Origin of the sequence: Trinickia sp. EG282A (assembly GCF_040965455.1) — a bacterium.
Lineage (GTDB): Bacteria > Pseudomonadota > Gammaproteobacteria > Burkholderiales > Burkholderiaceae > Trinickia > Trinickia symbiotica.
The window spans coordinates 732,633-750,619 of the sequence record NZ_JBFRCC010000002.1 but is presented as its reverse complement, the minus strand read 5'-3'; the positions used below and the strand labels follow the sequence as shown (position 1 = coordinate 750,619).

Genomic DNA, 17,987 nt, shown 5'->3' with positions numbered 1-17,987 from the left:
TCCGCTCTCTCAGGCAAGCCACTGCGCGTCTTTGACGGCGATTTGTTTCGGAATGAGCCTGAGCTCGCTGAACGTATCGGCGATCGTTTGCTGTGATGCCAGCACGTTTGCCGAGACCGGACGGGCGCCATACGACGAGCGGCGCGCCGCGACTTCGACGATGGCCGGCTCGAGGCCGACGAGCGGCGCGAGCTGGGCGGCAACCGCGGCCGGGTTCGCCTTCGCCCAGGCGTCCGCGCTCGCCAGCTCCTCGAGCGTCGCGCGCACGAGCTGCGGCGCGCTCGATGCGAAGCGCCTCGACGCCAGATAGAACTGCGTGTTGTCGACGAGACCGGTGCCGTCGGCGAGAATGCGCGCGCCGGTTTGCTTCTCGATCGCGGCGAAGTAGGGATCCCAGATTACCCATGCGTCGACGCTGCCTTGCGTGAACGCGGCGCGCGCGTCGGCTGGCGCGAGGTAAGCAGGCTGAATGTCGGCGTACTGAAGGCCGGCGTGCCTCAACGCCCGCACCAGAAGGTAGTGGACATTCGATCCCCTATTGAGCGCAACCTTCTTGCCGCGCAGATCCGCGACGGACTTGATCGGCGAGTCGTGCGGCACGACGATCGCTTCCGCGGCAGGCGACGGCGGCTCATTCGCGACATAAACGAAATCGACGCCGGCGGCCTGCGCGAAGATGGGAGGCGTTTCCCCGACGGTGCCGAAATCGACGGCTCCTGCGTTCAGTCCTTCGAGCAGTTGCGGGCCCGCGGGAAACTCGAGCCACGAAACCGTGACGCCTTGGCTCGCGAGACGCTTCTCGAGCGTGCCGCGTGCCTTCACGAGCACGAGCGAGCCGTACTTCTGATAGCCGATACGCAAGGTCTTGGCAGCCGCGCCTTGGGCGAGCGCCCACTGCGGGTATCCGGCGCCGAGCGCGCCGGCCGCCAGCGCGGCACCGCTCGCGGCTGCTGCCTTGAGCCAGCGACGACGTGCGGGTTGATGAAGCTCGTTGTTCTTCGAAGACATGACTTCTCCACGACGCTGATTGAGCGCCTTCGGCACAAAACTGTTCGGTTTCAAGAGAAAGGGGATCGAGCGGCGCTACCGCTACAGGAACCGCCAGTCTAGGAAAGGCGCGATGCGATGAGAACGATTGTTTTCAGCTTTGCTCTTGCCGGATCGTCATATGGGGAAATCGTGCAAACGATTTGACATCCACGCAGATCTCGAATGCCTGGCGCGCCGGCACGCGAGTTGCGGCGCAAGCGGAATACGATGGCGATCGGGAGAAAACGATGGCGACGCGACCGCAGACGGACTTGCCGCAATTCGACCGGCCGTTCCGACTATTCGCAACCGGAACGCGCGTGCTCGCGCAAAACGCGGCGGGTAAATTGATCGACCTAGGTGCGATCGACTGCAGCGAAGGAGGCGCGTGCACGATCCGCCTCGACGTCGACGGCGTCGACAGCGGCCCGCAGGCTGGAGCCGAGGCGGCGCTTCGGGCCCTGGTGCCGATGTTGAGCTTCGATTACCTCGATGGCCTCTTTACGAGCGAGGCCGACGCGCAGTTCGATGGGTTGCTCGACGATTTACCACATGTCGCCTTTACACTGCCCGAGCCGGCTCCGCGCGAATTCGTCGATCGCAGACCACCTGAACTCTTCTAGGTCTAAGGCGGCACTGGCGCGGCGCCCCTCGCGCCCGTCGACGCTTCGAACACGAACGCAGCATTCACCAGAGGCATGACTTGGGCGCCTGAAAATGGGCGAACGCGGCACGCACCCATGCGGCGTACCTACTGCTGCTCCAAGTTGCCCCACCGTGCCACCGCCGGCTCGGCATCGGCCCACTTCCATCGCGTCCCTTGCTGACAAGCGCTTGCCGTATACCAATCCTCGTGCGCGTCCGGACCATCGCCATGCGCGACGGAGAACACGAAGTCCTTGCAAAGGGCGAGCGGGGTCGCGAATGCGCGCGTCACGCGCACGCGCCCGCGCCCGTTCTCGATCGGTAGCCAATGCTTGACGCGCCACGCCCCGCTTTCGTCGACGGGCAGCGCGCCGACGACGGCCGCGATCGCATCCTGCTGATCCTGGTGCAGATGGCGCGTCGTACGCCTGACCGCTTCATCCGTTGCCGCCTCCACCGCAATGCCGACACCGATTCCGATGGCAGGGTTCGTCGTCGCCGCCCCGGTCGCCACGCCGGCCGCGGCGCCACTTGCGGCGCCAATCGACTGGCAACCTGTTCCGACGATCATCCACAACGCGGCAGTGATCGCAGCGATCCCGGCGAGATAGCGTGCATTCATTGCATCGGACCCCATCGGCTTGTCGCGGGCTCGGCCGACGCCCATTTCCACTTGGTGCCGTCGCGGCATATCGATGCGACGTAGAACTCGTTTTGGGCGGGTGACTCGCTGACCTTTACCGCACTTGCAGCGCTAGCAGCACTTGCAGCGCTAGCAGCACTTGCAGCGTCAGCACCCGCGGAGCGCTTCGCGACCGGCCGATCGACGGAAAAAACGATCTCCTTGCAGTCGAGCGCACCCGTGCTAATGACGCGGCTGACTGTCACGCGTCCGTGTTGGTTGGGCTCGATTGGGATCTTGTGCGAAACCGACCAGGAGGCCACCGCGCCGACGTCGAGCGGCCCTGCTGCTTCAGCGATGCGCTCTTGAGTAGCGTTGTGCGCGACGCGCTGCGTATACGCGACTCCTGCGCGAGCCGCGGCCACGGCGCCGAGACCGATGCCCGTCGCGACCGCGGCGTTGCGCGTCACCTTCGATGCGGCGGCGGCCCCGGCAATACCCGCACCCGCATTCGCACTCTCGGTATAGATGGAATTGCAACCGCCGAGGACTAAAACGCTCGCGTACGCAACGATCGCGAGCGCGATCGAGGCGCCTGTCCCGCGCCACGTTGCCAGAAACGACCCAGGTTCTCCGATCACATCCGCCATCGCTATCTCCTTGCCTTGCATCCCGCTATCTGCAATCGGCGTGCCGAGGAAAGGGCTCCATGGGCGTGAGAGTAAGATCGCGTGGATGTCGACTGACTTTACCGGGATGTTCAAATGGACCTATTCGCTTTCGCGCCCCGCCCTGTCCGGCTCATTTGCGCGGCGCTGCTGCTTGCGCTGACCGCCGGCGCCGCCGAAGCCGGGCAAAACACCAGTGTCCGTTCACCTGCTTCCGGCGTCCTCTGTGATCGATATATGTGCGCAAACGACAAGGGCGTCTCTCGCGAGTTGACGTCTCGGTATCTGGGGAAGAAGGCTGCGGCAAGGCTTTTTTCACAAGGTGAATTCAGCCAGACGGAATTCACCTTCGCCAACGGTATCTTCTGCGACGTCAAGGAACGTCTTTGCCGCGAAAATCGCTTCTACGGTGCGGATGGGAAGCACACTGGGGCGGTATCGGGAAAGTACACGGCGCAGCTTTTCGGCAAGTGACGGGCGCCGAGTGCGCTCGGAGAGCACGCCTGAAAACGCTTCAAGTGGCCGAAAGCGTCGGCTCATTGCCTTTAGGGGCGAAAACCTCTTATCACAACGATTGGAAGTACGAGTTGCACGTCTGTACCGAATCAGTGACTGCCCCATTCCGATCACTGTCGGCGTTGTAGACAAAACAACAGCCGTTGTTTATTCAACAACAGACGGCGTATCATCGCCGTCGCGTTGTGCGAACTACAACAATCGTTGTAGAATGAACAACGACAAGCGATGGACCGTTGCAGAGGATCCGCCGAGGCGTATCGAGCGCATGAACGAAAAAATGTTTGCCGAAATCTTCGGCGGAGTGGGTCGAGTCAAAGCCCTGCGCCATTTGTTCGAACACCCTAACGAGGAATTCAGCGCTAGGGAGCTCGCCGCCCAGGCCAAGCTGGACCCTGGCAACACGCATCGATGGTTGCAACGCTGGGAGGTGGTAGGGCTCGTGAAACGCGGCGCAACGAAGGCCGGCTATCAGATAGCGCGGGATCCGGCTCTAGTGCCGCTCATCGATCTTTTTCGCCAAAGCAGCGCGCTCGTTGCGGATCTCCAGCAAGTGCTGCGAGAGACAACGGGCGTTCAAATTGCCTTCATTTTCGGATCGTTTGCGCGGCATGAAGAAAGGGCGGCGAGTGACATCGACGTGCTCGTGCTCGGCACCATCTCCGAGCTTAGGACCAATGCTCTGCTGCGTCCGCTCGCACGCAAGTACAGCCGACCGTTCAACGCCTCGGTGTTCACGATCGAGCAATTCCGCGCATTGTTGAAGCAAAGCGATCCATTCGCGACTGAAATCATGCAGCATCCCAAGGTCAGCTTGATAGGAGACCTGGATGCCGTCGCTCGATGACCTGCTAAACACGCCAGATACACCGTTGACCCGCCAATCCGCCGTCAACAAGGTGCAGTTGCAAGGCAGGCTCAAAGAAGCCGCCCTCAAATACGCCGACGCTCAGCGCAAAGAGAATAGCGCCAGCACGCGTATGGACGCCGCCTATGACTCCGTCTTCTTCTGAGCGTTGGCAGTGCTCGCCAGCCAGTCAGTTCGAGTATCGTCCAAGCCAGGGCATCACCAGATGGCTTTGGAAGCGGCTGCCCATATCATGGGCCTACCGCAAGAACTCAGCGATACGGTTGACGCGTTGAGGGACTGGCGCAATCGCAAATACCAAGCGGCCTTCATCGCGAGCGATGCGGATGTGACTGATGCTCTCGATACTGTACGTCGCTATCTGGAGGCCACCGCTGGCTGGTTTCAGCGAGTGTGTCCATCTCTGCTCAAATAGTCGTTGCGACGCGTGCTCGCGATTCGCGCTTGTGGAAGCAGTGACCGAATGCGCGCACGCGAAGACTTGGTCGCTAGAGACTAGTAATCGCTGCAATTTGCTACCTCACCCACCCGCTCCAAAGAAACCTGAGCACAGCGCAAGCGGCCCCGAGAATCTCACCGAATCGTCGATTCGAATGAGAAACTCGGGGCCGCGCTTACATCAGTGGATGAAGCTACCTCTAGAAGGGAATATCGTCATCCATCTCGTCGAGCCCGCCGCCGGCCGGCGCGCTGGGCCGGCCACCGCCCGCGCCACCACTGCCGCCACCGCTGCGCGCCGCGCCACCGCCCGCGGGCCTACCCCCTCGTTCAGCCGGCTCACGGCCATACCCACCGCCTTCGTCACCCATGCCGCCACCGCCGCCCGAACCGCCACGGCCGCCGAGCATCTGCATCTGATCCGCGACGATTTCAGTCGAATAGCGGTCCTGACCGTCCTGGCCCTGCCACTTGCGCGTGCGAATGCGCCCTTCGATATAAACCGACGAGCCCTTCTTCAGATACTCGTTGACGATCTCGGCAAGCCGCCCGAAAAACGCGACGCGATGCCACTCGGTGGCTTCCTTCATTTCACCGGTCGTCTTGTCCTTGTAGCGGTCGGTCGTCGCGAGACGAATGTTCGCAATGGCGTCCCCGCTCGGCAGGTAACGCACTTCAGGATCGGCGCCGAGGTTACCGACGAGAATGACCTTGTTGACGGATGCCATATGTTTCTCCAGTTGATTCCGTGTTGCCCGAGAGCGCCGCGCAAGCAGCGACTCCGGCCCCATGCATAGCGCTATTGTGCGGCGACGCCGTTCGTGTGGACAGGAACAGGAATCAGCGCGAAAAGCAGCCGCCCCGATCCCGCGCCGGGTTGTGTCCTGGAGGCCATCTTGCCTCGAACCATCACCGGCTGCCGGCTCCCGTTCACGCCTTGCGCGGCGGCGGCTTCATATTCGCGGCGATTATAAGCCACCCCAAAACGAGCCCCGAGCACGCGAAAAACACCGCATTCTGCCCGACCGATTTCAGCAGCCACCCGCCGATCACGCCACCCAACGCGAGCCCGACGGACTGCGTCGTGTTATAGACGCCGGCCGCCGCGCCCTTTCTCGTGCCGGGCGCAAGTTTCGAAACGAGCGAAGGCTGCGACGCTTCCAGGATATTGAAACCGAGGAAGTAGACGAACAGAATCGCCGCCACGGACAAGATGGTATGCGGTGCCGCGCCGAGCAACAATTGGCCGATCAGGATAAGCACGATGGCACCGAGCAGCACCGGCTTCATCTTGCCGCGCTTTTCCGCGGCAATGATCGCGGGCACCATCATCACGAAGGAAAGCCCCATCACGGGCAGGTACACCATCCAGTGCGAGGCGACGGGCAAGCCGCCCGCCTCGAGAATCCGCGGCACGACGAGGAAGAGCGCCGTTTGCGTCGCGTGAAGCACGAGCACACCGAAGTTCAGGCGCAAGAGCTCCACGTTGTGAAGCACCTCGGCAAAGGGCGCCGGCACGTGCACCGGCTTTGGCGCGTTCGGCACGATCCAGAGCACCACGCCGACTGCGACGAGCGACAGCACGCCGACGAGCGCGAACAGCCCGTTCATGCCGATCCAATGGAAGACGATAGGCGCGCCGACGATGGCCACCGCGAACGAAATGCCGACGCTGCCGCCGATCATCGCCATGGCCTTCGTCCGGTGCTCCTCGGCCGTCAGATCCGCGATGAACGCGATGACGGCCGACGAAACGGCACCCATCCCTTGAATCACGCGCCCGGCGATGATCCAGGCCATCGAGTGCCCAATGGCCGCGACGAAGCTTCCCAGCGCAAAGATCGCGAGCCCCACGGCGATCACGGGCTTGCGGCCCAGCTTGTCCGACGCCCAGCCGTAAAAGATGTAGAGCATCGACTGCGTGACGCCGTATGCGCCGAGCGCAATGCCGACCAGCAGCACGTTGTCGCCGCCTGGGATCGTCTTCGCGTAGATGGAGAACACCGGCATGATCATGAACAGACCGAGCATGCGCAGCGCGAAGATGCCCGCGAGCGACACGGTCGCGCGCAACTCGGGCGCGCTCATGCGTGAGGAAGTGACGGAAGCGTTCGACATCAGGGGAGCGGATCGGTAGCGGTGGCGACGCCGTTCGACGTCTCGTTCACGCCGCGTCCCGTCCGCCGAGGGGGCATTCCCTCAACGGGATTTCCTCGGGGCGCCAGGCCGTCCCAGCGGAGGCGCTGTAAGGACGCCGTAACGGCTGTCTGCAAAAGTCGTTATAGTAGCAGGTTTGGTCCGCCTCCTCCTCGCTCAGGTATGGAACAGATTCGCATCCGTGGGGCTCGCACCCACAACCTGAAAAACGTCAATCTCGACCTGCCGCGTCACAAGCTCATCGTCATCACCGGGCTCTCCGGCTCGGGCAAATCGTCGCTCGCCTTCGATACGCTCTATGCCGAGGGGCAGCGCCGCTATGTCGAGAGCCTCTCCGCGTACGCGCGCCAATTCCTGCAGCTGATGGAGAAACCCGATGTCGACCTGATCGAGGGGCTCTCGCCCGCCATCTCGATCGAGCAGAAGGCGACCTCGCACAACCCGCGCTCGACGGTCGGCACCGTCACCGAAATTCACGACTACCTGCGCCTGCTCTACGCCCGCGTCGGGACGCCCTACTGCCCGGATCACGGCATCGCGCTCGAAGCGCAAAGCGTCTCGCAGATGGTCGATACCGTCCTCGCGCTGCCCGAGGACACGAAGCTGATGATCCTCGCGCCCGTCGTCGCCAATCGCAAGGGCGAGCATGCCGAGCTCTTCGAGCAGATGCAGGCGCAGGGCTTCATCCGCTTTCGCATCCGCTCGGGCGGCGGCACCGCCAACGAGGGTGAAGCGCAGATCTACGATGTCGATTCGCTGCCGAAGCTCAAGAAGAACGACAAGCATACGATCGATGTCGTCGTCGATCGCCTGAAGGTGCGCCCCGACATCAAGCAGCGTCTCGCCGAATCGTTCGAGACGGCGCTGCGGCTTGCCGACGGCCGGGCGGTCGCGCTCGAGATGGATGCCGGCCAAGAGCATGTATTCAGCTCGAAATTCGCCTGCCCGATCTGCTCCTATTCGCTGCCGGAGCTCGAGCCGCGCCTTTTCTCGTTCAATAACCCGATGGGCGCGTGCCCCGATTGCGACGGGCTCGGGCAGATCACGTTCTTCGATCCGAAGCGCGTCGTCGCGTATCCGTCGATTTCGCTCGCGGCAGGCGCGGTCAAGGGATGGGACCGGCGCAACCAGTTCTATTTCCAGATGCTGCAAAGCCTCGCGGCCTACTACGAGTTCGACATCGACACGCCGTTCGAGGACCTTCCCGAAAAAATCAAGAAGCTGATTCTCTTCGGGTCGGGCAAGGAGACGATCCCGTTTTCCTATATAAACGAGCGCGGCCGCGCGACGGTGCGCGAGCACGTGTTCGAGGGCATCGTCCCGAATCTCGAGCGGCGCTATCGCGAGACCGACTCGGCCGCCGTGCGCGAAGAGCTCGCGAAGTACCAGAACAATCAGCCCTGCCCGTCGTGCGACGGCTCACGGTTGCGCCGCGAGGCGCGCTTCGTGCGGCTCGGCGCGAATGGCGACGCGCGCGCCATCTACGAGGTGAGCGGCTGGCCGCTGCGCGACACGCTGGGCTACTTCCAGACGCTCAAGCTCGACGGCGCAAAGCGCGAAATCGGCGAGAAGGTCGTGAAGGAAATCGTCGCGCGGCTCATGTTCCTCAACAACGTCGGGCTCGATTATCTTTCGCTGGAGCGCAGCGCAGACACGCTCTCGGGAGGCGAGGCGCAGCGCATTCGCCTCGCCTCGCAGATCGGCTCGGGACTCACGGGCGTCATGTACGTGCTCGACGAGCCATCGATCGGCCTCCATCAGCGCGACAACGATCGGCTCATCGCGACACTCAAGCACCTGCGCGACCTCGGGAACTCGGTCGTCGTCGTCGAGCACGACGAGGACATGATCCGCATGGCCGACTATATCGTCGACATGGGCCCGGGCGCCGGCGAGCATGGCGGCATGATCATCGCGCAGGGCACGCCGGTGCAGGTCGAGGGCGATCCGGCGTCGATGACGGGTCAATACCTCTCGGGCACACGCCGGATCGAGTTTCCGGACGAGCGCAAAGACCCCGACGAGCGCCACCTGCGCATCGTCGAAGCGCACGGCAACAATCTGAAGCGCGTCACGCTCGATCTGCCGGTGGGCCTTCTGACCTGCGTGACGGGCGTCTCGGGCTCGGGCAAGTCGACGCTCATCAACGACACGCTCTATAACGCGGTCGCGCAACACCTGTACGGATCGTCGACTGAACCCGCGCCTTACGAATCGATCGAGGGTCTCGAGCACTTCGACAAGGTCATCAACGTCGATCAATCGCCGATCGGCCGCACCCCGCGCTCGAATCCGGCCACCTACACGGGCGTGTTCACGCCGATCCGCGAGCTTTTCGCCGGCGTGCCGGCCGCCAAGGAACGCGGCTACGATCCGGGACGCTTCTCGTTCAACGTCAAAGGCGGCCGCTGCGAAGCCTGCCAGGGCGACGGCGTGCTGAAAGTGGAGATGCACTTTCTGCCCGATGTCTATGTGCCTTGCGACGTCTGCCACGGCAAGCGTTACAACCGCGAGACGCTCGAGGTTCACTACAAAGGCAAGAACATCAGCGAGGTGCTCGACATGACGGTCGAGCAGGCGCACGAGTTCTTCGGCGCGGTGCCCGTCATCGCGCGCAAGCTGAAGACGCTGCTGGACGTCGGCCTCGGCTACATCCGGCTCGGGCAATCGGCCACGACGCTCTCGGGCGGCGAGGCGCAGCGCGTCAAGCTTTCGCTCGAGCTATCGAAGCGCGATACGGGCCGAACGCTCTATATTCTCGACGAGCCCACGACCGGCCTGCACTTCCACGACATCGCCCTTCTGCTCGAAGTGATCCACCGGCTTCGCGATCACGGCAATACAGTCGTCATCATCGAGCATAATCTCGATGTAATCAAAACCGCCGACTGGGTGATCGACCTGGGCCCCGAAGGCGGCGCGGGTGGCGGGCAGATCATCGCCCAAGGCACGCCCGAGCAGATCGCGAGATCAAGGGCGAGCTTCACAGGGAAATATCTCGCACCGCTGCTCGAGCGGCGTTAAGGCCGCGAGCGAGGCGCCTGCCGCACCGCACAAGCGCGTTGCCTCGCAAATACGGGTGGAGACACAAGGCGTCATGGGTAATCGCAACGAAGCACCGAAGGAAATTGCCACACGGGACAAGGCTGCGCGTCCCGTGCGGCTCACGAGCGACATGAGCCTGCCCAAGCTATCCGTCGTCGAAGCCTGCAGCTACGTCGCCGCCTTGGCCGGCATGTGGGCCGTGATGCACCTGAAGCTGCTCGCCGCGCTGCTGGCCGGCATGCTCGTGCATCAGCTCGTCCATATGATCGCGCCGGTGATCGAGCGGCATATGTCGAGCCACCTGGCACGCCTCGTCGCGGTCGTCATCCTCGCAACAGTCGTCGTCGGCGGATTGACGAGTCTCGCGATCGGCATGATCGAGCACTTCGAGCAAACCGTGCCGAACATCCAGAATCTGCTCGGGCAGGTCATGCAGATGATCGAGCAGGCGCGCTTGCGCACGCCCGACTGGATTTCGACGATGCTTCCCGTCGACGCCGAGCAGATGAAAGCGAAGGCCGGCATGCTCGTCCATTCTCACATGGACCAGCTGCAGCAAGGCGGCAAAAACGTCGCGCGCGCGTTCGGACACGTGCTCATCGGCATGATCCTCGGCGCCTTGATCGCGATCACGGCCGATCGGCACGCGCAGCGACTGCCGCTCGGTCGGGCACTGGCGACGCGAGTCGGGCGTTTCTCCGATGCGTTCAGACGCATCGTCTTCGCTCAGATCAAGATTTCGGCGATCAATGCGGTATTCACCGCGCTCTATCTGCTCGTCGCCCTGCCCATTTTCCACGAGCGGCTGCCGCTCTCGAAGACGCTCGTCCTCATTACTTTCATCGCGGGGCTCCTGCCCGTCATCGGCAACCTCGTCTCGAACACGCTCATCGTCGCGATATCGCTATCGGTCAGCCTGCCGACGGCCGTTGCCTCGCTCGGCTTTCTCATCGCGATTCACAAACTCGAATACTTTCTGAATGCGCGTATCGTCGGCGGCCAGATCGAGGCGCGCGTGTGGGAGCTGCTGCTCGCCATGCTCATCATGGAAGCGGCATTCGGCGTCGCCGGCATCATTGCCGCGCCTGTCTTTTACGCTTATATCAAGCGCGAGCTCATCTACCTGCGGCTCGTTTGAATGCCCGCGGCACCGCCGAACGTGCCACGGGATATTGCCTGGCGGCGCTTATCGGAAAACGACTGTCTTCGTCCCGTTGAGCACGATCCGATGCTCGGTGTGCCACTTGACGGCGCGCGCGAGCGTCACGCATTCGACGTCGCGCCCGATCGCCGTCAGCTGCTCCGGCGTCATGCTGTGATCGACGCGCTCGACCTCCTGCTCGATGATCGGACCTTCGTCCAGATCGGTCGTGACGTAGTGCGCCGTGGCGCCGATCAGCTTCACGCCGCGATCGAAGGCCTGGTAGTAAGGCTTCGCGCCCTTGAAGCTCGGCAGGAACGAATGGTGGATGTTGATCGCGCGGCCCGCCAGGCGCTCGCAAAGCGTCGGCGAGAGAATCTGCATGTAGCGCGCGAGCACGACGAGATCGGCCTGGCTTTGCTCGATGACCTCGTAGACGCGCGCTTCGTGCGCGGTCTTCGCATCGGCCGTCCCTTCCGTCAGCGGAAAGTGATGGAACGGAATATCGTAGCTCGCGGCGAGCTGATAGAAATCCTTGTGGTTCGAGATGATCGCCGGAATCTCGATCGGCAGCTGACCCGTGCGATAGCGGAACAGCAGATCGTTCAGGCAGTGGCCGAACTTCGACACGAGAATGACGACGCGCGGCTTCACCAAGGCGTCATACGCCTCCCAGCGCATCGAAAAACGCTCGGCGAGCGGCGTAAATGCCGCGCGCAGCGCGTCGAGCCCCGGGTCGCCGCCGACTTGCTGAAAATGCACGCGCATGAAGAACTCGCCGGTGCGGCTGTCGCCGAATTGGGCCGAGTCGAGAATGTTGCCGCCACGCTCGTAAAGAAAGCCCGAGACGGCGTGCACGATGCCGGGCCGGTCTGGGCACGACAGTTTCAGGATGAAGCTGTGTTCGGTCGACATGACCAGCGAAAACTCCTTTCGTTTCTTAGCGATTGCTGTCGGCGAGCCGCGCCGCCTTCAGATCGACGGCGGCACGCTCGGCGCGGGCGGCGCGAAGAGCGCCTCGATGCCGGCGCACGCCTCTTCGTCGATCCATCGATGCCGCAGCATGCAATCGAGCGTCGCGAGGCTCGCGTCGACCGTCAACGCGCCTTCCTCGATCCAACGCGCCACCTCGTCGATGCGCGCGAGCCGGTGCTCGCCGACTTCGCCGTCCTGGTTGTGAGGCGTGAAATCGTCAGGCAGCGGAAGATCGTAGACAAATATCTGCTCAGCTTGCGTCCCTTCGGGAATCGACTGCAGCACATGAACGGTCCGGCCACGTGCAGCGCGCTCGGCCAGATGCACACCGATGCCCGCCTCTTCCCAGCATTCCTTCGCGATCGTCGCCTCGATCCCGAGACCCCAGGCGATGCCGCCCGCGACGACGTTGTCGAGCATGCCGGGATCGGTCGCCTTCGTCTCGCTGCGCCGCGCAATCCATAGCTGCGGCGCGCGATCCGCGTATTTTACGATGCCGTTCAAGTGAACCGCATACGTCATCGTGCCGAAAAAGCGCGCCGCCGCGCGTTCGATGTAGGCGAGCGGCTCATCGTCGAACGCATTGCGGATCGCGTAGATTTCGTCGCGCCAGCCGACGATGCTGCCGGCGGCGGCCAGCGCGCCGATCACGGCGCCGAGCGCGGAGGACCGACTGTCGGGGGTTCCGTCAAAGCGCGAGGCGAGCACGACGCGGGCCGGCTCGATATCGAACACGTCGGGCCAGCGCTCGAGCTGCGGCAGATCGCTCTCGCGGATCCAGCCGACTTGGCGTCCGGCGAGCCAGAACGAACGGTGGGCGCGGGGATCGAACTGGCGCGCCGCGACGATGCAAGGCAGAGTCATCGGGGCCTCCCCGCGCGAGCGGGCAAGGGGCGAAGTGAGCATGGACTTCGCTTCATGTTCAGTGCCCGCCGAACTCGGTAACCGTAAACAGCGGCAGCCCGTTCTCGCGCAGCAGCTTCGAGCCGCCGAGATCGGGCAGATCGATGATCGCCGCGCCTTCGACGACGACGGCGCCAAGCCGTTCGAGGAGCCTCTTGCCGGCCATCATCGTGCCGCCCGTCGCGATCAGATCGTCGAGGATGACGACTCGATCGCCGGCGCCGCATGCGTCCTCGTGGATCTCGACCGTCGCCGTGCCGTACTCCAGCGCATACGATTCGGACACGGTCTTGTACGGCAGCTTGCCGATCTTGCGGATGGGAATGAAGCCGATATTGAGCTCGTAGGCGACGATTGGCGCGATGATGAAACCGCGTGCATCGAGCCCCGCCACATAGTCAAGCTTCGCTTCAACATAGCGCTCGATGAAAAGGTCGATGAGGATCCGCAGCGTCTTCGGCCGCTGCAAGAGCGGTGTGATGTCGCGAAACTGCACGCCGGCCATCGGCCAGTCGGGAATCGTGCGAACCTGGCTCTTGATGAACGCGGCGGCGTCGTGCGGCGTGTCCGCGGGCGCGTGGGGCATGGACTTCTCCGAACAAAGGCGGTCCGCCCTCGGTTTGGCGGACCTGATCGATCAAAAACGGTGAGTGGGCGACGGGCCCGAGCGCATGGCGAGCCCGGCGGCGTCCGGCGCCGCTCAAACGGCCGTGGCACCCGCGCGGCGGCTCCTCGTCAAGCGTTCCTCGGCCTGCGCGAGCGCTTCGGGCTGGCCGCGCAGCACGACGATGTCGGCGGCGCGCAGCTTCGTCTCGGGCCCCGGCTCGACACCGCGAATGCCGTGGCGTCTGATCGCGGTGACCTCGACCCCGAGTCCGGCGAGCCCGAGTTCCTCGAGCGTGCGTCCGACGGCTTCGGCATTGTCGTCGACAGGCACCGATTGTAGCCGCACCTGCTCGTGCCCGTCGTCGTCGCCGAGATCGTCGGCGCCGCGGAAATACCCGCGCAACAGGCTGTAGCGCTCATCGCGCATCTCCTCGACGCGGCGCACGACGCGCCGCATCGGCACGCCCATCACCACGAGCGTATGCGATGCGAGCATAAGGCTGCCTTCGACGATCTCGGGGATCACTTCCGTCGCGCCGGCGGCGAGCAATCTTTCGAGGTCGGCGTCGTCGACGGTGCGCACGATGACGGGCAGCGCGGGCTCGAGCTCATGCACGTTGTGCAGCACGCGCAGCGCGGACGGCGTATTGGCATAGGTGATCGCAAGCGCCGCGGCGCGATGAATGCCCGCGGCGACGAGCGATTCACGCCGGGCCGCATCGCCGAACACCACCGATTCGCCCGCTGCCGCAGCGGCCGAGACGCGATCGGGATCGAGGTCGAGCGCGACATAAGGAAGTCCCTCGTGCTCGAGCATGCGCGCGAGGTTCTGGCCCGCGCGACCATAGCCGCAAATGATCACGTGAGCCTGCTGACGCAGGCTCTGCGTCGCGATCCGCGTCATTTGCAGCGACTGCTGGAGCCATTCCGTCGACGATAGGCGCAGCACGATCCGATCGGCGTTCTGAATGATGAGCGGCGCCGCGAGCATCGAAAGCAGCATCGAGGCGAGAATCGCCTGCAGCAGCGTGGCATCGACGAGATGCTTGTCCTCGATCAGGTTCAAGAGCACGAATCCGAACTCGCCGGCTTGCGCGAGCCCGAGTCCCGTGCGCATCGCGACGCCGGGCATCGCGCCGAAAAGCCGCGCGAGAGTCGTGATCATGACGACCTTGAGCAGAACCGGCCCGATCAGGAATGCCAGCACCATCAACGGATGCGCGAGCAGCACGCGCGGGTCGAGCAGCATGCCCGTCGTGATGAAGAAAAGGCCGAGCAGCACGTCGCGAAACGGCTTGATGTCTTCTTCGACCTGATGCCGATACGGCGTCTCGGCGATGAGCATGCCCGCGATGAACGCGCCGAGCGCGAGCGAAAGTCCGAACTTGTCCGTGATGAAGGCCGCGCCGAGCGTGACGAGCAGCACGTTCAGCACGAAAAGCTCCTGCGAGCGCCGCCGCGCGACGACGTTGAACCAGCGCGTCATGAAGCGCTGCCCGACGAACAGCAGGAGCGAGAGCGCGACGACGATTTTCAGCGCCGCCACGGAAAGCGTCGCCGGCAGATCGTGCGTGTCGCCGCCCAACGCGGCGATGACGATGAGCAGGGGCACGACCGCGAGATCCTGGAACAACAGCACGCCGAAGATGTTGCGGCCGTGCTCGGTCTCGATCTCGAGGCGCTCGGCGAGCATCTTGCTGACGATGGCCGTCGACGACATCGCCAGCGCGCCGCCGAGCGCGACCGATCCCTGCCAGGTGACATGCACCCATCGCTCGAAGATCGCGCCCGTTAGGACCGCGACCCCGACTGTGCCGATCACCTGCAGCAGGCCCAGGCCGAACACGAGCCTTCTCATTGCGCGCAGCTTGGCGAGCGAGAATTCGAGGCCGATGGAAAACATCAGGAACACGACGCCGAACTCGGCAAGATGCTGCGCGCGCTCGGTATCCGGCGCGATGCCGAGCGCGTGGGGCCCGACGATGATGCCGACCGACAGGTAGCCGAGCATCGGCGGCAGGTTGAGAATCCGAAACAGCACGACGCCTGCCACCGAAGCGAGCAGCAGCAGCAGGGTCATCTCGAGCGGGGATATCACGTGCGAAGCGTCCTCGTTCGTCTCATCTGCGACAGCCGCGCCGCGCGTTGGAAGGAAAGCGCCGCCCCGGGCCGCCGCGCGCCTCTCTCGGCCCCGGCAGCGTCCGGCGCGGCAAACGCCTTTGTTATACTCGCCGAATGATAGCGAAAATCAATGGCGACCGGGCGGTGGCGCTCGCCCGGAACGTGCTCGACATCGAGGCCGATGCTGTGCGCGCCCTCGCCGAGCGCATCGACGGCGGCTTCGTCGCCGCCGTCGGTCTATTGCTAGGCTGCAGAGGACGCGTCGTCGTCTCGGGCATCGGCAAGTCGGGCCACGTCGCGCGCAAGCTCGCCGCGACGTTTGCAAGCACCGGCACTCCGGCCTTCTTCGTCCACCCGGCTGAAGCCAGTCACGGCGATCTCGGCATGGTTACGGCCGACGACGTCTTCGTTGCCGTGTCGAATTCCGGCGAATCCGAAGAGCTCATCGAGATCCTGCCGCTCGTCAAGCGCATCGGCGCCAAGCTGATCGCGATGACGGGCCGCCCGGAATCGACGCTCGCGAAGCTCGCGGACGTCCATCTGGACTCGGGCGTCGAGAAAGAGGCATGTCCGATGAATCTTGCGCCGACGGCCAGCACGACGGCGGCGCTCGCGCTCGGCGATGCGCTCGCCGTCGCGGTGCTCGACGCGCGGGGCTTCGGCCCCGACGATTTCGCACGCTCGCACCCGGGCGGCGCGCTGGGGCGGCGGCTGCTCACCTACGTGCGCGACGTGATGCGCACGGGCGACCAGCTTCCGAAGGTGCCGACCACGGCAACCGTCAGCGACGCCCTCTTCCAATTGACGGCGAAGCGCATGGGAATGACGGCGATCGTCGACGACGGCGATCGCGTGACGGGCATCTTCACCGACGGCGACCTGCGCCGCGTGCTCGAGCGCACAGGCGACTTTCGCGAACTGCCGATCGTCGAGGTGATGACGCGCGGGCCGCGCACGATCGTGGCCGATCACCTCGCCGTGGAGGCCGTCGAGTTGATGGAGCGCTACCGTATCAATCAGTTGCTCGTCGTCGACGACGCGGGCAAGCTGATTGGCGCGCTCAACATGCACGATCTGTTTTCGAAGAAGGTGATCTGATGGCCGCTGCGCCGCTCACGGCCGCCGAACGCGCGAGCCGCGTCAAGCTGATGATTTTCGACGTCGACGGAGTGCTGACCGACGGCAGCCTCATGTTCACGGCCGAAGGCGATTACATGAAACCGTTCAATTCCATGGACGGCTACGGCCTGAACCTGTTGCGCAAGGCCGGCATCGAAACCGCGATCATCACGGGCCGACACTCCGAGATCGTCGTGCGGCGCGCGCAGGAGCTGAAAATCTCGCATGTCCACCAAGGCGCCGCCAACAAGGCCGTTGTCTTCGCGGAACTGCTGCGCGCGACGGGCCACACGCCCGACGTATGCGGCTACATGGGCGACGACTGGCCCGACCTCGGGGTCATGGTGCAATGCGGCTTCGCGGCCGCGCCGGCCAATTCGCATCCCGAAGTCATCGCGCGCGCGCACTGGGTGTCGCAAGCACGCGGCGGCCACGGCGCCGCCCGCGAACTCTGCGACGTGATCCTGCGGGCCCAGCACCGCTACGACGAGATGCTTGCCGTTGCATTGGGAGCGCCCGGCGCATGAACGCTACGCGGCTCACTTCGCTGATCTCGTTAATCGCGATGACCGCCCTCGCGGGCGGGACCTACTGGTTGCTCCAGGCCACGCGGCCGCCCGCGAGCGAGGGCGCCGAGCGGGCGAAGACGCATTCGCCCGACTATTTCGCCGAAAACTTCTCGGTTTCGGAGCTCGATCAATCGGGCGCGACACAGTACCGGCTCACGGCGACGAAGATGATCCATTACGAGGACGACGACAACAGCGACCTCACGCACCCGGCCATCCGCGCATTCCAGCCCGGCAAGCCGATCGTGACGGCCACGGGCGAGCGCGGCACCGTGAATGCCGACGCGTCGATCGTCGATCTCTACGACCACGCGCGCATCCTGCGCGCGCCGGGCTACGGCGATCCCGAAATGCAGGCCGATTCCTCGCACTTTCGCGTGCTCGTGAACGACGACGTCATCGAGACCGAAAAGCCGGTTAAACTGCGGCGCGGCCTGTCGATCACGACGGCCAACGCAATGAACTACAACAATGTCGCCCGGGTCATGCAGCTATTCGGGAACGTCCGCGGAAACATTGCCGCATCGGACGCTTCCGGGGCCAAGGCGAAGTGACCCCGTCCTTA

General features: G+C 64.1%; 19 protein-coding genes. 10 read left to right on the top strand and 9 right to left on the bottom strand.

All coding sequences use genetic code 11. From position 1 onward, the window contains the following. Window positions 1-9: 9 nt before the first annotated feature. On the bottom strand, window positions 10-1,008 hold the full coding sequence (locus AB4Y31_RS11355; protein ID WP_368673994.1) for a sulfonate ABC transporter substrate-binding protein: 999 nt from the start codon (window positions 1,006-1,008) through the stop codon (window positions 10-12). Window positions 1,009-1,277: 269 nt separating this feature from the next. Between AB4Y31_RS11355 and AB4Y31_RS11350 the strand changes: the two genes are divergently transcribed. Continuing rightward, window positions 1,278-1,652, top strand: coding sequence for a hypothetical protein (locus AB4Y31_RS11350; RefSeq protein WP_368673993.1), 375 nt, complete (start codon window positions 1,278-1,280; stop codon window positions 1,650-1,652). A gap of 128 nt (window positions 1,653-1,780) precedes the next feature. Here AB4Y31_RS11350 and AB4Y31_RS11345 read toward each other — a convergent pair whose 3' ends face one another. Together AB4Y31_RS11345 and AB4Y31_RS11340 are read right to left on the bottom strand one after the other, a co-directional pair. After that, window positions 1,781-2,296 carry a hypothetical protein gene (locus tag AB4Y31_RS11345; RefSeq protein ID WP_368673992.1) on the bottom strand — a complete coding sequence of 172 codons (516 nt, stop codon included), beginning with the start codon at window positions 2,294-2,296 and terminating at the stop codon, window positions 1,781-1,783. After that, window positions 2,293-2,946 (bottom strand): hypothetical protein, encoded by a 654-nt coding sequence (locus AB4Y31_RS11340; protein ID WP_368673991.1) that lies wholly within the window; start codon window positions 2,944-2,946, stop codon window positions 2,293-2,295. The genes AB4Y31_RS11345 and AB4Y31_RS11340 overlap by 4 nt, the downstream gene beginning before the upstream one ends. Window positions 2,947-3,060: 114 nt before the next feature. On the opposite strand from AB4Y31_RS11340, the gene AB4Y31_RS11335 reads away from it, so the two are divergent. The 4 genes from AB4Y31_RS11335 to AB4Y31_RS11320 all read left to right on the top strand — a co-directional run bounded on the left by AB4Y31_RS11335 (window position 3,061) and on the right by AB4Y31_RS11320 (window position 4,763). Further along, complete coding sequence (locus AB4Y31_RS11335; RefSeq protein ID WP_368673990.1) at window positions 3,061-3,438, top strand: YcgJ family protein; 378 nt, start codon at window positions 3,061-3,063, stop codon at window positions 3,436-3,438. Window positions 3,439-3,538: 100 nt separating this feature from the next. Continuing rightward, window positions 3,539-4,327 (top strand): nucleotidyltransferase domain-containing protein, encoded by a 789-nt coding sequence (locus tag AB4Y31_RS11330; RefSeq protein WP_368673989.1) that lies wholly within the window; start codon window positions 3,539-3,541, stop codon window positions 4,325-4,327. Then, entirely contained in the window at window positions 4,311-4,493 is a 183-nt protein-coding gene (locus AB4Y31_RS11325) for a hypothetical protein (protein WP_368673988.1), read from the top strand. Before AB4Y31_RS11330 ends, AB4Y31_RS11325 begins: the two co-directional genes overlap by 17 nt. 60 nt (window positions 4,494-4,553) lie before the next feature. After that, window positions 4,554-4,763, top strand: a complete 210-nt coding sequence (locus tag AB4Y31_RS11320; protein WP_368673987.1) for a hypothetical protein — start codon at window positions 4,554-4,556, stop codon at window positions 4,761-4,763. 223 nt (window positions 4,764-4,986) lie between these two features. Here AB4Y31_RS11320 and AB4Y31_RS11315 read toward each other — a convergent pair whose 3' ends face one another. Further along, a complete protein-coding gene (locus AB4Y31_RS11315; RefSeq protein WP_368673986.1) occupies window positions 4,987-5,514 on the bottom strand; it encodes a single-stranded DNA-binding protein in 528 nt (175 codons plus the stop codon). A 202-nt stretch (window positions 5,515-5,716) separates the two neighbouring features. Further along, complete coding sequence (locus tag AB4Y31_RS11310) at window positions 5,717-6,904, bottom strand: MFS transporter (protein ID WP_368673985.1); 1,188 nt, start codon at window positions 6,902-6,904, stop codon at window positions 5,717-5,719. Between the two features lie 201 nt (window positions 6,905-7,105). Here AB4Y31_RS11310 and uvrA point away from each other — a divergent pair, with 201 nt between their 5' ends. Together uvrA and AB4Y31_RS11300 are read left to right on the top strand one after the other, a co-directional pair. Next, window positions 7,106-9,967 (top strand): excinuclease ABC subunit UvrA, encoded by a 2,862-nt coding sequence (gene uvrA, locus AB4Y31_RS11305; RefSeq protein ID WP_368673984.1) that lies wholly within the window; start codon window positions 7,106-7,108, stop codon window positions 9,965-9,967. Window positions 9,968-10,040: 73 nt separating this feature from the next. After that, complete coding sequence (locus AB4Y31_RS11300; RefSeq protein ID WP_368673983.1) at window positions 10,041-11,126, top strand: AI-2E family transporter; 1,086 nt, start codon at window positions 10,041-10,043, stop codon at window positions 11,124-11,126. Window positions 11,127-11,174: 48 nt separating this feature from the next. On the opposite strand, the gene purU is transcribed toward AB4Y31_RS11300, so the two are convergent. The 4 genes from purU to AB4Y31_RS11280 form a co-directional block, all read right to left on the bottom strand. Next, window positions 11,175-12,044 (bottom strand): formyltetrahydrofolate deformylase, encoded by an 870-nt coding sequence (gene purU, locus AB4Y31_RS11295; protein WP_368673982.1) that lies wholly within the window; start codon window positions 12,042-12,044, stop codon window positions 11,175-11,177. 57 nt (window positions 12,045-12,101) lie between these two features. After that, the gene (locus AB4Y31_RS11290) at window positions 12,102-12,968 is read right to left on the bottom strand and encodes a DUF4743 domain-containing protein (protein ID WP_368673981.1); all 867 of its coding nucleotides are present in this window, start codon (window positions 12,966-12,968) and stop codon (window positions 12,102-12,104) included. 58 nt (window positions 12,969-13,026) lie between these two features. Further along, window positions 13,027-13,593 carry an adenine phosphoribosyltransferase gene (locus tag AB4Y31_RS11285; RefSeq protein ID WP_368673980.1) on the bottom strand — a complete coding sequence of 189 codons (567 nt, stop codon included), beginning with the start codon at window positions 13,591-13,593 and terminating at the stop codon, window positions 13,027-13,029. A gap of 114 nt (window positions 13,594-13,707) precedes the next feature. After that, window positions 13,708-15,711: a cation:proton antiporter gene (locus AB4Y31_RS11280; protein ID WP_368673979.1), complete on the bottom strand. Its 2,004-nt coding sequence runs from the start codon at window positions 15,709-15,711 to the stop codon at window positions 13,708-13,710. Between the two features lie 137 nt (window positions 15,712-15,848). Between AB4Y31_RS11280 and kdsD the strand changes: the two genes are divergently transcribed. From kdsD to lptC, 3 genes are read left to right on the top strand one after another with little or no spacing between them, the layout of a single operon-like run. Next, entirely contained in the window at window positions 15,849-16,832 is a 984-nt protein-coding gene (gene kdsD / locus AB4Y31_RS11275) for an arabinose 5-phosphate isomerase KdsD (RefSeq protein WP_368673978.1), read from the top strand. Further along, window positions 16,832-17,380 carry a KdsC family phosphatase gene (locus AB4Y31_RS11270; RefSeq protein ID WP_368673977.1) on the top strand — a complete coding sequence of 183 codons (549 nt, stop codon included), beginning with the start codon at window positions 16,832-16,834 and terminating at the stop codon, window positions 17,378-17,380. The genes kdsD and AB4Y31_RS11270 overlap by 1 nt, the downstream gene beginning before the upstream one ends. Next, window positions 17,377-17,976: an LPS export ABC transporter periplasmic protein LptC gene (gene lptC, locus AB4Y31_RS11265; protein ID WP_368673976.1), complete on the top strand. Its 600-nt coding sequence runs from the start codon at window positions 17,377-17,379 to the stop codon at window positions 17,974-17,976. Before AB4Y31_RS11270 ends, lptC begins: the two co-directional genes overlap by 4 nt. Window positions 17,977-17,987: the final 11 nt, after the last annotated feature.

What these genes read in the sequence shown, in the direction of transcription:
- AB4Y31_RS11355 (WP_368673994.1), bottom strand. Translation starts at nt 1,008, where the DNA reads ATGTCTTCGAAGAACAACGAGCTTCATCAACCCGCACGTCGTCGCTGG.
- AB4Y31_RS11350 (WP_368673993.1), top strand. Translation starts at nt 1,278, where the DNA reads ATGGCGACGCGACCGCAGACGGACTTGCCGCAATTCGACCGGCCGTTC.
- AB4Y31_RS11345 (WP_368673992.1), bottom strand. Translation starts at nt 2,296, where the DNA reads ATGAATGCACGCTATCTCGCCGGGATCGCTGCGATCACTGCCGCGTTG.
- AB4Y31_RS11340 (WP_368673991.1), bottom strand. Translation starts at nt 2,946, where the DNA reads ATGGCGGATGTGATCGGAGAACCTGGGTCGTTTCTGGCAACGTGGCGC.
- AB4Y31_RS11335 (WP_368673990.1), top strand. Translation starts at nt 3,061, where the DNA reads ATGGACCTATTCGCTTTCGCGCCCCGCCCTGTCCGGCTCATTTGCGCG.
- AB4Y31_RS11325 (WP_368673988.1), top strand. Translation starts at nt 4,311, where the DNA reads ATGCCGTCGCTCGATGACCTGCTAAACACGCCAGATACACCGTTGACC.
- AB4Y31_RS11320 (WP_368673987.1), top strand. Translation starts at nt 4,554, where the DNA reads ATGGCTTTGGAAGCGGCTGCCCATATCATGGGCCTACCGCAAGAACTC.
- AB4Y31_RS11315 (WP_368673986.1), bottom strand. Translation starts at nt 5,514, where the DNA reads ATGGCATCCGTCAACAAGGTCATTCTCGTCGGTAACCTCGGCGCCGAT.
- AB4Y31_RS11310 (WP_368673985.1), bottom strand. Translation starts at nt 6,904, where the DNA reads ATGTCGAACGCTTCCGTCACTTCCTCACGCATGAGCGCGCCCGAGTTG.
- uvrA (WP_368673984.1), top strand. Translation starts at nt 7,106, where the DNA reads ATGGAACAGATTCGCATCCGTGGGGCTCGCACCCACAACCTGAAAAAC.
- AB4Y31_RS11300 (WP_368673983.1), top strand. Translation starts at nt 10,041, where the DNA reads ATGGGTAATCGCAACGAAGCACCGAAGGAAATTGCCACACGGGACAAG.
- purU (WP_368673982.1), bottom strand. Translation starts at nt 12,044, where the DNA reads ATGTCGACCGAACACAGCTTCATCCTGAAACTGTCGTGCCCAGACCGG.
- AB4Y31_RS11290 (WP_368673981.1), bottom strand. Translation starts at nt 12,968, where the DNA reads ATGACTCTGCCTTGCATCGTCGCGGCGCGCCAGTTCGATCCCCGCGCC.
- AB4Y31_RS11285 (WP_368673980.1), bottom strand. Translation starts at nt 13,593, where the DNA reads ATGCCCCACGCGCCCGCGGACACGCCGCACGACGCCGCCGCGTTCATC.
- kdsD (WP_368673978.1), top strand. Translation starts at nt 15,849, where the DNA reads ATGATAGCGAAAATCAATGGCGACCGGGCGGTGGCGCTCGCCCGGAAC.
- AB4Y31_RS11270 (WP_368673977.1), top strand. Translation starts at nt 16,832, where the DNA reads ATGGCCGCTGCGCCGCTCACGGCCGCCGAACGCGCGAGCCGCGTCAAG.
- lptC (WP_368673976.1), top strand. Translation starts at nt 17,377, where the DNA reads ATGAACGCTACGCGGCTCACTTCGCTGATCTCGTTAATCGCGATGACC.